The organism is Hydrotalea sandarakina (genome assembly GCF_003254115.1).
Classification (GTDB): domain Bacteria; phylum Bacteroidota; class Bacteroidia; order Chitinophagales; family Chitinophagaceae; genus Hydrotalea; species Hydrotalea sandarakina.
On record NZ_QKZV01000005.1, the window covers coordinates 283,112 to 297,488 of the forward strand.

General features: G+C 37.8%; 12 protein-coding genes. 1 reads left to right on the forward strand and 11 read right to left on the reverse strand.

Features of this window, described 5'->3' with window-relative positions:
* Positions 1 to 43: 43 nt before the first annotated feature.
* Together LX80_RS09570 and LX80_RS09575 are read right to left on the reverse strand one after the other, a co-directional pair.
* Entirely contained in the window at positions 44 to 3,151 is a 3,108-nt protein-coding gene (locus LX80_RS09570; protein ID WP_111295648.1) for a TAT-variant-translocated molybdopterin oxidoreductase, read from the reverse strand.
* Positions 3,152 to 3,253: 102 nt separating this feature from the next.
* Positions 3,254 to 4,492, reverse strand: a complete 1,239-nt coding sequence (locus LX80_RS09575; RefSeq protein ID WP_245898033.1) for a c-type cytochrome — start codon at positions 4,490 to 4,492, stop codon at positions 3,254 to 3,256.
* A 337-nt stretch (positions 4,493 to 4,829) separates the two neighbouring features.
* On the opposite strand from LX80_RS09575, the gene purN reads away from it, so the two are divergent.
* The gene (purN, locus tag LX80_RS09580; RefSeq protein WP_111295652.1) at positions 4,830 to 5,438 is read left to right on the forward strand and encodes a phosphoribosylglycinamide formyltransferase; all 609 of its coding nucleotides are present in this window, start codon (positions 4,830 to 4,832) and stop codon (positions 5,436 to 5,438) included.
* A 20-nt stretch (positions 5,439 to 5,458) separates the two neighbouring features.
* Here the strand turns inward: purN and LX80_RS09585 are convergent, their stop codons facing one another.
* The 9 genes from LX80_RS09585 to LX80_RS09625 form a co-directional block, all read right to left on the reverse strand.
* The gene (locus LX80_RS09585; RefSeq protein WP_111295655.1) at positions 5,459 to 6,097 is read right to left on the reverse strand and encodes a hypothetical protein; all 639 of its coding nucleotides are present in this window, start codon (positions 6,095 to 6,097) and stop codon (positions 5,459 to 5,461) included.
* Positions 6,098 to 6,130: 33 nt separating this feature from the next.
* Positions 6,131 to 6,814, reverse strand: coding sequence for an NAD(P)H-binding protein (locus LX80_RS09590; RefSeq protein ID WP_111295657.1), 684 nt, complete (start codon positions 6,812 to 6,814; stop codon positions 6,131 to 6,133).
* Positions 6,815 to 6,909: 95 nt separating this feature from the next.
* Entirely contained in the window at positions 6,910 to 7,743 is an 834-nt protein-coding gene (ygiD, locus tag LX80_RS09595) for a 4,5-DOPA-extradiol-dioxygenase (protein WP_111295659.1), read from the reverse strand.
* A gap of 200 nt (positions 7,744 to 7,943) precedes the next feature.
* On the reverse strand, positions 7,944 to 8,327 hold the full coding sequence (locus LX80_RS09600; RefSeq protein WP_111295661.1) for a RidA family protein: 384 nt from the start codon (positions 8,325 to 8,327) through the stop codon (positions 7,944 to 7,946).
* A gap of 60 nt (positions 8,328 to 8,387) precedes the next feature.
* Positions 8,388 to 9,662, reverse strand: coding sequence for an MFS transporter (locus LX80_RS09605; RefSeq protein ID WP_170120431.1), 1,275 nt, complete (start codon positions 9,660 to 9,662; stop codon positions 8,388 to 8,390).
* 252 nt (positions 9,663 to 9,914) lie between these two features.
* On the reverse strand, positions 9,915 to 10,610 hold the full coding sequence (locus LX80_RS09610) for an SIMPL domain-containing protein (RefSeq protein WP_111295665.1): 696 nt from the start codon (positions 10,608 to 10,610) through the stop codon (positions 9,915 to 9,917).
* Positions 10,611 to 11,298: 688 nt separating this feature from the next.
* Positions 11,299 to 11,760, reverse strand: coding sequence for an IS200/IS605 family transposase (gene tnpA, locus LX80_RS09615; protein ID WP_111295667.1), 462 nt, complete (start codon positions 11,758 to 11,760; stop codon positions 11,299 to 11,301).
* A 190-nt stretch (positions 11,761 to 11,950) separates the two neighbouring features.
* A complete protein-coding gene (locus tag LX80_RS09620) occupies positions 11,951 to 13,132 on the reverse strand; it encodes a DUF3179 domain-containing (seleno)protein (RefSeq protein ID WP_111295669.1) in 1,182 nt (393 codons plus the stop codon).
* A gap of 244 nt (positions 13,133 to 13,376) precedes the next feature.
* Positions 13,377 to 13,970: a hypothetical protein gene (locus tag LX80_RS09625; protein WP_146250462.1), complete on the reverse strand. Its 594-nt coding sequence runs from the start codon at positions 13,968 to 13,970 to the stop codon at positions 13,377 to 13,379.
* Positions 13,971 to 14,377: the final 407 nt, after the last annotated feature.

The following is a 14,377-nucleotide window of genomic DNA, read 5'->3' on the forward strand; positions in this document are numbered from 1 at the left end:
GTTTACATTTTCAAAGTATACTTCTCTTTCTGCTGAATATATTTTATCCTTCTGCTTTTTCTGCTACCTCATCTACATTACGAACTTTTGCCAAGTAAGTAACATTGGGTAACACGTGCAGCTGCTCTAATGACTTAAATAATCTTAATTCATTTTCCTTACGAGTAATAGTAATGGCACTGTGTGAATCGTTTACATTACCGAAAACTATGGCATCGGTAGGACAAGCTTGCTGACAAGCAGTTTTTACATCCCATTTATTGTCTTCACCGCTAATTAATGGACGACTTTCTTTCTTAGCTTTTAGCTTACCTTCCTGTAAACGTTGTACGCAGAATGAACATTTTTCCATTACACCGCGAGAACGTACAGTAACATCCGGATTTAACACCATACGGGTTAAACCGTCATTCATCATTAATACTACATCGTTTACAATGCCTCTTTGGTTATCCGGGAAGCTATCGGCGCCGGTATAATCAGCCCAGTTAAAGCGACGTACTTTATAAGGACAGTTGTTAGCACAATAACGAGTACCAATGCAACGGTTATAAGCCATTTGGTTTAATCCTTCGCTGCTGTGGTTAGTAGCACCTACCGGACAAACGTTTTCACAAGGTGCATTGTCGCACTGTTGACACATCATGGGTTGGAATACCACTTTTGGATTGTCAGGATTACCACTATAGTAACGGTCAATCCTTAACCAGTGCATATCATGGAAACGTAATACTTCAGGCTTACCTACAACCGGTACATTGTTTTCAGCATGGCAAGCAATAACGCAGGCACCACAACCGGTACAAGCATTAAGGTCTATATTCATGCCCCAGTGAATACCGGGTTTATCATAATAGGGATAAATAGTACCCTCTTTTTCAAAATTTTTCAAACCACCAAAAGGAGCCAATTCTTTTTGACGGTCATTTCTAATTTCTTCAGGATCTTTTTTAAACTCTTTTAAAGTCAGCTCCTTCATTACCTCTGTACGTGTGCCTTGCGGTGTTGTGTACACATTGTGTGTTTGCATTAATGCAACCGGATAGGTGGCACCTGTTTTTTCAACAGTAGCGTCTGTGGCCACAAAACTTAAAGTAGCACCGCTCATGCTGGCTAATGGGAATACATTTTGACCAACACCGTCTGCTGCTTTACCTATTTCTTTGGTACGACCATATCCTAAAGCTATACCTACTGTATCAGGATGAACACCCGGAATAATTAATACAGGTAAGGAGTAGGATTTACCGTTGGCAGTAACTTTTACAACAGGCTTAGCAGGTGTAACTTCGTAATTATCCGCTTCACGTGCAATATTTAAATCAATACCTAATAAGGTTTTTGCCATTGCAGGCGAAATCATAATATAGTTATCCCAAGTAGCACGGGTAACAGGGTCTGGCATTTCTTGCAACCAAGGGTTAGAAGCTGTTTGGCCTGCACCCATACTCACTTTTTGATACAATACCACTTCAACCTTTCCACCTTTTTTGTAGGCAGCAATAGCAGCTAAAGCACCATTAACGGCACCACTGTTAAATGCTGCACCTATTGGGGTTGGCACGGTTGCGGGGTTTAATACACCATCTTGAATGGCTTTATCCCATCCGGTTTCTCCACCTGCTTTAGCAGTCCAAAAAGTTTTTAAATAACCTAAGTAATCTGTAGATGCTCCACTCCATTTCAATAAGCTATCTTGCCATTGGCGAGTTTTGAATAATGGATATATTGTGGGTTGCATTAATGAATAATAACCTGTTTTAGGTTCTGCATCACCCCAACTTTCTAAGAAATGGTGGTTAGGAATAACATATTTACACAGTTGCGTAGTTTCATCATTTTTGGGATTGAATGAAACCGCAAATTTTAATTTTTTCATTCCGGCAACAAAGCGGGCACTATCAAACCAAGTGTAAGCAGGATTTGCACCTACTATTAATAATGCACCAACGTTTCCGGCATTCATATCTTCTACCAAACGGGCAAAATCGGTATCAATTCCTTGGTAGGTATTATAAGTGCTTGACCAGTCAATAGTTTTACCGCCTGACTGTAAAGCCTCATTGATGGCATTTACAATAATTTGAACATTTACATCATTGCTGCCGCTTACAACCAACGCATTGCCTTTATTGGCCACTAAATCTGCAGCGGCTTTTTTCACTCCTTCTTTTAATGCAGCATCGCTTAAATTAATGGCTTGGCCATTGATGGCGTTTAATAATGCAACAGCTACAGCACCGGTTTCAGATGGACGGTGTAAATACCTTTCATCTGCATTTGACCCTGTTAAGCTGGCAATACTTTCAAATTGATAGTGCTTGCTTAAAGTAGGTGCTTTTTCATTAATTTTTCTGTTCTTAGCATATTGCTTAGCAAATTCAATGGGGCTTAGCCATGTGCCCAAGAAATCGGCACCAAGGCTTACAATTACTTTTGCATTATCGAATTTATAAGAAGGAATAGCTCTTTTACCATAAGTAGCTTCATTAGCCAATAACATACCGCTGTATGAAATAGCATCATAAGTTACCTGGCGTGAGCCCGGATGCTTGGCAATGAACTGGTTAATTACATCTTTAGATGAGGGCGATGCAATAGAAGTAGTTAAAATAACAATAGGTGCATTGCCTAATCCATTAATGGCTTTGGAAATTTCAGCATCAATATTTTCAAAAGTGGTTTCCTTGCCATCTATGGTTGGGAAACGTAAACGAGCTGTATCATATAAGTCTAATACAGAAGATTGAACACGAGCAGAAGTACCACCTTGTGTAATAGGGCTTAATTCGTTCCCTTCTAATTTAATGGGGCGGCCATCTCTAACTTTAGCCAAAACGCTTACTGCCTCTCCATCTTGAATATATGTAGTAGCGTAATAATTGGCCACGCCCGGAATAATATCTTCGGGTTTATTCGCAAAAGGAATAATTTTACGAACCGGCACTTCACAACTGGCTGCAACCATGGCAGCAGCGGTACTAAAACCTAAATATTTTAAAAAATCTCTACGGGGAGTGGCAGCACTAAACAAACCCTTATCATCTTCCCACACGGGTAAATCTTCCTTAAACTCATCTTTTGCTGATTCCTGATAACCTTCAGAATTTGTCAACTCTCCAAAACTTTGCCAGTGTTTTTTTTGCTCCATAATTTGTTTTGTTAGGTGTAAAATAGCCGATATCGGCACTCTACATTTTATCGTTGATGCGGTTAATGTTTCCTTTAATTTGCTTTATGCCAATAAAACTTATTAATAATGGCATTTTTGACATTCAGTACCACCAATCATTTCCACGGTTACACCTTTGGTGCTATCAATTTTACCATCTTTTAAATCTTGGTGATATTTTTCATAAATGCTGTAAAACCCATTGTCTTTGAATTGAACCTGAGTGGTACGGTGACAGTTTATACACCAGCCCATACTTAATTCAGACACTTGTTTTACTTCATCCATTTTATTGATTTCGCCATGGCAAATCTGACATTGAATTTTACCTACACGAGTATGCTGAGAGTGGTTGAAATAAACGTGTGCAGGCAACATGTGTATTTTAGTCCATTCAATGGGTTTAGCTTTGCTGGCATCCCAAGGTTGGCCGGGTGTAAAGTTGGCGTATTCGTATAATTTTTTAATTTCTTCTGTACCATTTACTTCTTCACCATCGGCATTGTAAAGCTTTTCACCTTTGTATTCGTTAATGGCCATGTGGCAGTTCATACAAACGTTTACAGAAGGCACATTTGAATATTTACTATCCATAGCACCGCTGTGGCAATACAAACAGTTAATTTGATTTATACCGGCGTGTACTTTATGTGAATAGAAAATGGGTTGTTTGGGCTCATAATTGATATTGCGACCTAAACCAATGGCACCTTTAGTAGTTAAATAACCACCTATTAAGAACAGAATAACGGTTACAATAGCAATGTAAGTTTTATTTCTCCAGAAAGGAACAGGTTCAGGACTATCCACACCTTCCTTAACGTCGGTTAATTTTTTCAAATTGCTGTTTACCTGCATTAAGGTAAAGGCAATTACTGCCAATATTAAAGTAAGAATACCAAATAATAAGGTATTATCACTTTCTGCAGCAGGCTCACCGGCAGCGGCACCGGCAGCAGGTTGTGCTGCAGCTGGTTTATAATCGGAAATATATTTTAAAATAGCACCAATTTCCGCATCGGTTAATTGCGGAAACAGGTTCATGGCTGTTTTATTGTATTCTAAATACAACTTATTCGCATAAGGATCGCCGGTTTTTAAGAAGGCCTGGTTATTGCGTATCCACTCATACAAGTGTTTCTTGTTGGGCCACCTGTCTTCTACCCCCATTAGGGCCGGACCTACTAATTTTTTGTCAATAGCATGGCAGGATGCACAGTTCTGGTTAAATAGCGATTTACCATCCTGAGCTTTTACAGTAATGCCAAATGCAAACGAAAAACATACAAAAATTCCTGCGACTACAGTTCGGATTATCATGCGATGAGGTATCATATTCACAATCTGGTTGGTCTAATGTGGAAAAATATCCTTAAACGAGTGCAAAAATATGACACGGGGCTGACAAAAACTCAATGTTGCAAAAAAAATTTTAGTCAGTGCTGGCGCGGGTTTTAGCGAATTGTTGCATTTTTATTTGTTTTTAATACCCTTTTCAATACACATTTTTGTGTACTCTACCAATGCACTTCGTTTCTAAAAAATTCAACGTTAACAGTTATCAGCACAGCATAAATGCCCCAAAAAGTTATTGCTTATATTGCACTCACAACTTTATAACTTACATCTTTATATATAATCAGCACAATATTGATTCATGTCCTCCATTCAATCAAAACAACGGATAGCCATTTTTGCTTCAGGTACCGGCACCAATGCAGCTAATTTAATTCAGTATTTTAAACACCATCCCCTTATTGCTATTGCCCTGATTGTTTGCAATAAACCCCAAGCAGGCGTTATTCAGATAGCTGCACAACACCAAATTCCTGTTTTAATGATTGAAAAGGACAGGTTTTTCAATCAAGATGCATATTTACCAGAACTAATAGAACAGGATATTCACTGGATAATACTAGCCGGGTTTTTATGGAAAATACCTTTACCCTTAATTGAAGCCTTTCCGCAACATATTATTAATATACATCCCGCTCTACTGCCAAAATATGGTGGCAAAGGCATGTATGGTATTAAAGTTCATCAGGCCATTGCCGAAGCCGGCGAATCGGAAACAGGCATTACCATTCATTATGTAAATGAGCATTATGATGATGGACCTCCTATCTTTCAAGCCACTTGCACGGTAAGTCCAAACGATACACCCGAACAAATTGCAGCAAAAGTGCATGCGTTGGAATATGAACATTTTCCACAAGTAATTGAAAATACCATTCTACAAAAACTTCAAACCCAACATGAATACTAGTAACATTTCACTTTAAACTGTTATTCACCCATTTTTTCAAATGTTACATGAAAATCGGGGTATTTTTTAGATGGTTTGCTCTTCAACTTGCTATTGCGAATAACAAAGCTCGCTTTATCTAAATCATATAATCTTTCTGCAGGATATATTTTTGCTATATAACCATGTGCCGGATTTAATGTATTGGGTAATGTTAATGGTACTAAAGCATGTGGATATATAACTACAGAATCAAAATTGGTGGTGTACAACGTAATCTTGTTGTTCAACACTTTATATAATGATGCATTCAGTTCAGCTTTATTTTTATACATTATAACCTTTTCAACATATACCGGTTCATTACCATAGCCCATTAATAGTTTTATTTCAAAATTTTTGACCAATGTATCGGGCCTAACTTTTAGTTGATACCCCACTAATACGCGATGATTACATTGAAAGTTTATTTTTCTATTTTGTTTAATCCATTGCCCTTCTGTCCATCCCAACTTAGATTTATACAATTGTTCCAAGTATTCATAGGTATGATTGGGATACAGCCAAAGGGTATCACCCTTCTTTGCATTAAGATAGGTTCCCTCTAACTTAACAGTACTGGTGCATTTTGCCAATAGTATTACCAACCCAATAAAACATATTTTTTTTAATAAGTTCATACAGCTTAGTTGTAACTATTCATTGCTGTTTAATTATGCAGTTGCCGCTATTCGTTTTATGTCATTAACTTCTATTATTCTTTTTGCATCTGCACGTATTGCCAACCTTATCATTGCCTTCCCAATTTGTTGTAATGAGCAAATACTGCTAGGCATCATTAATTTAAACAATGGTATTAACCATCCTAAATAATGGTACAATTTCAATGTGTTTTTTAAGCCCGGTGTTGGAATAATAATTCCCGGCCGAAACATATATGCTGCTTTAAAGGGCATTTGCAACAAGGCATTTTCGGTTTTTCCTTTCACTCTAGCCCACATTAATGCACCTTTTTCAGAACTATCCGTTCCTTTACCTGAAACATAGCAAAACACCATACCAGGATTTTGTTGACAAAGCAATTCGGCAAAACCTGTAGTTAATGTATAAGTTAATTGATAATAGGTTGCTTCTTTCATGCCGACCGACGAAACACCCAGACAAAAAAAACAGGCATCATAGTTCTTTACCACAGAAGCTAAAGCCCCAACATCCATAAAATCTGGGTGTATTACTTCTGTAAGTTTAGGGTGCTGAAAATCAATTGGCCGCCGATTAATGACTAGTACTGATGCTACTTGTTCGCTTTGCAAACATTCGTGCAATACCCCTTCTCCCACCATACCTGTTGCACCGGTAATAATAACCCGAATGGGGTGACTGCTATTTTGCTGCATGAATAAATATACAAATTTTTTGAAGGGTTTCCAAATTTTTTAATATGTTTTTTTAAAAAATTATTGATATGGTTACTCATTTGTAAATATTCCCTTTATCCGAATTTTACGGATGTCATGGTTAATGAACCACCAACAGCTATATCATTAAAGAAAAACAAGTCATCGGTATTATTTCGTAAGCCCAAGGTATAAATGAGTGGAAGAAAATGTTCGGGTGTTGGAATAGCCAATTTAGCGGCAGTACCTAATTGCTCATAATGAATTAAAGCATTGTTATTATTCGTTTGAATGAACGATTTAAAAGCAGCATTTATTTCGGCTGCCCAATCGTAAGCAAATCCGGGTTGTTCTAATTTTTGCCAGTTTAACATGCGCAAATTATGCACCATATTACCACTACCAATTATTAAAATACCCCTTCTGCGCAACAATTGAAGTTCATTTGCCAATTCAAAATGAAAAGGTGTGGCTTTTGTGTAATCTAAACTCAACTGCAGTACCGGTATTTGTGCTTGCGGATACATATGGCGAACAACTGTCCATGTACCATGGTCTAAACCCCATTCGTGATCTAAGCCTATTTCAGTAGCATGCACTATGCTTTTAGTAAAAGCTGCTAATTCAGGCTGGCCGGGTGCCGGGTATTGTACTTCATACAATGGTTCGGGAAAACCACCAAAATCATGAATTGTTGGTGGAAAGTCCATTGCGGTAATTTGTGTACCCCTGGTTTGCCAATGTGCCGATATAACGATAACGGCTTTGGGTAGGGGAATACTTTTTGCCATTGCAGCCCATTGGTTGCTAAACACATTATCCTCAATACCATTCATGGGCGATCCATGGCCAATAAACAAAACAGGCATAATGGTATCTTGTTCCGGAAATGTTTGTATTAGTTGCTGAAAAGTATGATTAGTTGTCATTGTAATTTTTTTAGCAAAGCTACTCAATAGTAAAAGCGGGTAAAATGAGGAAAGGCAAGAAATACCATTGATTTGCATCAATGTGCAACTTTATCGCTAACTCCCATTATCTATGAAAAAACAATTGAGCATTGGTGTATCCAATTCATCAACCTGCATCTGAAAGTATTATTGTCCCAAATCTCTTCCCTTATTGTTACTTAACTCGGCAACATAGCTACCACTTCTATTTCAATTAACATACGTTCATCTAACAAACCTGCTTGCATTAATGTTGCAGCAGGTTTTACGGTACCTAAATACTTTTGCAATACAGGTTGGCACAAACTAAATAAACCGGCATTGGGCAAAATATACCTTACCTGTACAATGTTTTGCAAAGAGGCCCCTGCTTGCTGTAATGCCTTTTCAATATTTAAAAAAGTCTGTTCCGCTTGCAACACAATATCATCCGCTATAGTCATAGTGGCATAATTAAAGCCGGTGGTACCGGAAACAAAAATAAAGGGTGCAGCGACCACTGCTCTTGAATAACACATTTGTTCCTCATACACTGATCCGGAACTAATACGTTGATAATGCATAAAAGTATAGTTGATGTTATAAAGTTACCCCCACCGTTTCAATCACCCCATTAAATTGCGCTATGAGGGATTAGTAATCGGCTTGTTTTGGTGTTTGAAAAAACGGCTATATAAAACCAAATAAATAGCCTGACAAGCAGCACCGGCATAAAAGGGTAATCCTAAATTTCCGGCACTAAACAACCAACCGGAAAGGGAAGGACCGGCCGATTGGGGTAATTGCATGGAAACGGCATTTAAACTGGTGGCTAACCCCCGCCTTTCATCGCGCACCAAACTAACGGTTAGTGCTTGACGTGCTCCGACAGAGCCCCTGTTTAATGCGGAACGGGCAATATATAAAATGGCCGCCATCCAGAAGAATGGAACCAATGGCAGTAATAATAACAATATCAATCCAATAGCTCGGGCATATACCACTGTAGTAACTATTCCTTTTTTTTCGCTGATGTTGCCGGTAAATACAGCAGCAATGCCTGTTATAAAAAATGTGATGGCCATCATCGGTGCTATTTCACCCGGACCTTTGCCAAATTTTAAGGCAAACCAATAGGAAATAAGTGGGCCGGTTAATCCTATTGCAACCCCATTAAAAGCATTTAAAAATACTAATCCTGCAAGCATTTTATTTTCTTGCCGCCGAATAGGTACCTCTTGCGGATGTGATTCACGAACTATTTTGCCATTGTAATTTTCCTTAGCCCTATACAATAAATATAAATTACACAAAGTAGCTACCGTTACAATTAAAAATAAGGGACGATAAGCACTTGCCTGCACCAACACGCCGTATTGTAATGTTAAAGTATGATGATGTACAAAAGCCGGAACAATAGCCAAGAGTGCACCCAAACCCATACCAATAAATCCCATAGCCGTATTCCAACTATACACCTTTCCCCTTTTTTCGGGCAGCACCTCTTCAGCCAACCATGCCTGTTCAACCGGCGAAAATGGCCCTGCAGCACCATTGGCACCACGTCCAAATCCTGCAATCACAATAACAATGGTGAGTAATAAGGGTTGTGCTGTAAGAAAAGCGAGTAAACTACATATCATTGTAATGCATTCATATAACAACAAAAAGGGTTTACGCCGCATTCGGTCGCTGGAAATACCTACAACCAAACTAAGTAAAGCACCCATAATACCTGCTAAACTTAATACCCAACCAATATGAAACCCCGACCATTGTAGCGCTTTTAGGTACAAGGTTAAATCAACCACCAATGCACCTTGCCCCAAACTTCTAAAAGCACGGGCTAACATAATGCTGCGTGTGGTTGGGTGTAAGCCCTTCCATTGTTGATGTATGGATTGAAGCCATAGAGACATATTATCAAATATCAGCAATAAAACAGAAATTTTTAATTGTAAGATATTCTTCAACACAATGCTTAGCATGAATTGGCCTGAACAGATTGACTGCTTATGAACATTGAAGAGAATAAAAACCTGTAATGCACCTGAATAGACATCAATTTAAAAGACAAATGTTGAGAGGAATGAATGTAAAAAACTACCGATTCATGATATCACAAACCGGTAGTGTAAATGGTACTAATTAAATGCAATTGAATGCTGCGACTAATTCAACACAAAACGTACGGTAATATTGGCAGATACTTTTATTTTTTCAAAACTAATATCCGGCTGAGTAGTTGCATCTGCAGCCATTGTTTTTGCTAACATTATACGAGGTTGTGTAAAGGGTTGTGCATAACGCTCTTCATCGCCAATATAAATAGCCTTACCAATATTCTGATTCAAAGGCTCGGTTAATGCTTTAGCCCGCATATAAGCATTTTTAACGGCGTTGCTTCTTATTTTATTTCGAATAGCTTCTAAGCCATTGTAATCTACATGGTCAATTGCGGCATTGGCAATGCCTAATTGTTCCAAGGTTATAAACACCTTACCGGCTTCATTGGCTGTGGTAACTTTTAACACATAATCGCGGGTTTTTACCACATCCTTTCCCCGCAAAAAATAATATTGAAAATTGCTGGACATATCATTTACTACCAGATTTTTATTTACATCAATGCCCAACTGCTGCAAAGCTGCATACATGGCTTTTTCCTGATCTTCCAGTGAAACCTTGTTTTTTGTGTCCTTTTCACTAATGGTAAACCGAATAAAAATTTCATTGGGTGTTACTAATGTATCTGCAGTACCCGCTACTTCTACATAAGGTTGATCAATAAAATTTTTAGATTGGGCGTTTAACTGAGTAATGCCAACAACTGCTAACACTATCAGCAAGGCTACTGTTTTCTTCATGTTATTTTGTTTAATTGTGAATAATTTCTATCCATTGAACGTATGGCAACTACGATACGTTACTTAAAGAAATCATAAAATAAATGGCTTTTAGTGTTCAATTAAAAGTTTAAACCAAATTTTTTACAATCGACAAAACCCTACAGGGGCGGCATTTAATTATACCTTTAAAAACGTATTTATCATAATTATATCGCTCCTACGGAGCTACACGGGATAGCTACTTGTGTTATTAAGATTTCGCCCCTATGGGGCTTTCATTTTATTGCTTGGTGTCATTGTCTATACATTTTCTTTATTGGATTATCACTTTGACGTGGCTAATTTCGTCCTGCTTCATTGAAATTTCGGCTACGCATTTAGATCTTTAAATTATTTATTGTTCTGTTACAGTTATTATAATATTATAATGGCATTTTTTCTCAATTAAAACCTGAAATAATTTTCTACAATCCCCAAGGCCCCATAGAACAATACAAGAACTGATTTATAAATGCGTTCCCATAAGCCCCATATGGGCAACATAATAATAGCCCCGTAGGGGCGGCATAATAATAGATTTGATGCATTTGTGATTAACCCGTAGAGAAAATAATAAACAATTGATAAATACGTCGCCACGAGCCCCGTAGGGGCAACATAATAATAGCCCCGTAGGGGCGGCATCACAATACATTCAGCAAGATGATTATTCAATCCATTCAAACAAATATTGGTCATCATAAGAAACATTAAATTTTTGAAGCAGGCCTGTATATTCTTCTTTAAATGTCTTCTTCTGATGATGTTGTTCTTGATTGTTGATGTATGCAATTACATTATCTAATTGAGATTGTGCATATGAAAACGCACCAAATCCCTCTTGCCATTGAAATTTACCAAGGACATACCCCTTTTCATTGATCCATTTGGAGGAATTGGCTTTTATATCCCTAACCAAATCGGAAATAGCTATGTTAGGTTTTATGCTCACCAATATATGGATATGATCCGCAACACCACCTATTGCATATACCTTTTGCTCCTTCCCATTAACAATGCCACATATGTATTTGTACAATTCTTCTCGCCAGCTCTTTTGAATTAGGTTTTGTCGCCCTTTTACGGAAAATACTATTTGTATATATACTTGGGTAAATGTATTTGCCATATGATATTGGGATGTCGCCTTTTCAGGGCTTTTTATTTATTTTTTTCTATTAAGATATCGCCCCTACGGGGCTTTCATTTCGTTGCTGTATGAATTTTATTAAGATATCGCCCCTACGGGGCTTTCATTTCGTTGCTGTATGAATTTATCTATGTCATTATTTGGATAATCTGCACTATCCAACTCTCTACTAGCGATAAACCATGGTATTTGGATGAAAGGTTTTCCATGAATGCCAGAATTCCTGATAACATTGAACCGGTTGTAAACGGGCACCTTTTGACGGACCTTCTACACATTCACCTGCCATATTCCAAATGGTGTGTGTAGTGGTATCAATCAATAAATTATTGGCATATTTCTGAAAGCGTAACACGTTGTTGCCAAAATCGGTATGAAAAGCATGAAAAGACGCTGTATCACTTTCCAACACAATGGCAATAGGTTCATTGTCTATTTCATCATTGAGTACTTGTTGTTGTGTTAATGTGTTCCAATCATAAGCTTTGGCTTTGTTATGCTGAATAATGCCTACCACCCACGATTTGGGTTTCCATGATGCTGAGTCGCGTTTTTCCAATTTGCTTTTTACGGTTCCCTTATCATAATTCTTTAACTCGGCATATTGTTTTTTAAACTTCTCATCCGGTTGTAAAATCAACGAATTGGGATACTCCATTAGCCATGCTGCCAAGGTTAATTGATTACAAGGCAATTCCTTTAATTGCTGCCCTTTTAATGGCCCGGCAATGGCTTCACCTGTTGCCTGCCGCCACCAGCTTTTAGTAGTGGAATCTTCAAACATGGCATTAAAATGATCCATGCCTACCAATCGGAATGTTTCCTTTTTCCCATTTACTTCAGGGCTATATACCCTACCGGTTCGGCAAACTGTGCAATACGTAACTAATATTGGCACACTACCTATACTATCGGCTATTTGATGATGGTACCCTATTATTTGTAACGGATAGGCCTTTGCGATACCATTTATTACCACCCCAATTACTAAACTGTTCTTATAAGTAGTGTCATTGGTTGCATTGGCAAACCATTGATGTTGGGCTTTATAAAACATTTTATCGGCCTGAAACCGATAATTAAACAAGTAAAAAACAGCAATATATGCTATACCCAACAGTACAACAATTAGTTTCGGAAACCAAGCCTTTCCTCTATAATATTCTAAAATGGGATAGCTGATCAATGCATAGCCTATCAATCGCAATAAAACAATGTGTGTGCTAATAAAATAAGCCAAGTCTATGCTATTCATTTGCTGGCTGCCGGGAAATGGCATTATAAAATATACGCGTAAAATTTCGGCGGCAAACAACCATAACACCCCTACAATAAAGAGAATGCTTTTCATATTATAAATGATTGGGTTCTATTTAGATGACAACAGACTTTTATCCTGGCACTGAACCTGCAAAGTGCTTTATTGAAAATACGAATAAAACCAACAAAACAAAAAAATTATAGGCTTCATTCTTTCAATAAGCTTTATACAATGAGATATGATTTAGCTAGTCTAGCTAACTAAAACGATTGAATTTTGTAGAGAGATAATTAATGATAAGCTATTACGCCTGGCTAGCAATAAATGGAATTAATTATTGGCTATTTTGTATTTTTTGTAGAATAGACTGTAATTTTCTTTTACGCGGCAATACATGGTACAGTTTTAAGCTGCCAACCAATAGTAGTACCAATCCAATTAATAAGTAAGCAGGCGCAAGGGTAAACAACCAAACCCATAATAAAACTGCAATACCTAAACCGGCAGGAATATAACCGGCGTAAGTTTCGGTAGTAAGCTGCTCAATGCTGCTTTCCAATTGAGGTTCAATGCATGAAACCAAAATGGTCGCATACTCAGCATGAATGTTTTGGGCCACCAATAATTCACAAATCACTTCATCTGATTTACCTTGGGCTTTCCAGTCGAAAATTAACTTCCAAAGTGCCGTAGATAGAATGCCGTTGGCAGACTTATTAAAAGCACTTAAGGCCAAAGCATTGCGTAAAGCCTGATAGGCTTTATTACTTTCTGCCAGTGCATCATCTAAATGGCGGATGGCTAATTCTTCCTGTAAATCTTTTATATGGTGGTTGGATAAATAAGGCATCCCTTCTTTGGCTACACGCAGCAATTCCCTATCGGGTAAATGGCGGTATTCGTTTCTAACTATGCTAAGGTTACGCAAGGGGTGATTTTTTAGGATTTGAATAAAGGGGTTATTATTAAACGTAAAAGTAATAATCGCATGTGTGCTATGCAAGAAACGTTACATACAGTTGTTGTAGTATTTTCTATACAATTCTTTATTAACCTATTTAACATAATATCAAATAAAGGAGCTAAAATGCCCATTTTACGGGCTTTTGAGCTAATTTGTTCGACACTTGTTCGACAGAAACAGCAAACAAGCCAGTGTTTTCAAGCCTTTCATCGAAGTAAGGTCGAACTTGTATCGAATCTGTCTCGAAGGAGGTACGAAAAAAGGTATTCAAGCAATGGTAGTGTTTAGAAAACTGTGTAAAGGGGTGAGGCAGTCAAAGGCTAAAAGATGAGTAGAGATGAGTAGTTTGGGTTGACTGCCGATTAATTACC

Coding starts and splice junctions, on each gene's coding strand:
- tnpA (WP_111295667.1), bottom strand. CDS start 11,760: ATGGCAAATACATTTACCCAAGTATATATACAAATAGTATTTTCCGTA.
- LX80_RS09600 (WP_111295661.1), bottom strand. CDS start 8,327: ATGCATTATCAACGTATTAGTTCCGGATCAGTGTATGAGGAACAAATG.
- LX80_RS09605 (WP_170120431.1), bottom strand. CDS start 9,662: ATGTCTCTATGGCTTCAATCCATACATCAACAATGGAAGGGCTTACAC.
- LX80_RS09610 (WP_111295665.1), bottom strand. CDS start 10,610: ATGAAGAAAACAGTAGCCTTGCTGATAGTGTTAGCAGTTGTTGGCATT.
- LX80_RS09585 (WP_111295655.1), bottom strand. CDS start 6,097: ATGAACTTATTAAAAAAAATATGTTTTATTGGGTTGGTAATACTATTG.
- LX80_RS09575 (WP_245898033.1), bottom strand. CDS start 4,492: ATGATAATCCGAACTGTAGTCGCAGGAATTTTTGTATGTTTTTCGTTT.
- purN (WP_111295652.1), top strand. CDS start 4,830: ATGTCCTCCATTCAATCAAAACAACGGATAGCCATTTTTGCTTCAGGT.
- LX80_RS09620 (WP_111295669.1), bottom strand. CDS start 13,132: ATGAAAAGCATTCTCTTTATTGTAGGGGTGTTATGGTTGTTTGCCGCC.
- ygiD (WP_111295659.1), bottom strand. CDS start 7,743: ATGACAACTAATCATACTTTTCAGCAACTAATACAAACATTTCCGGAA.
- LX80_RS09590 (WP_111295657.1), bottom strand. CDS start 6,814: ATGCAGCAAAATAGCAGTCACCCCATTCGGGTTATTATTACCGGTGCA.
- LX80_RS09570 (WP_111295648.1), bottom strand. CDS start 3,151: ATGGAGCAAAAAAAACACTGGCAAAGTTTTGGAGAGTTGACAAATTCT.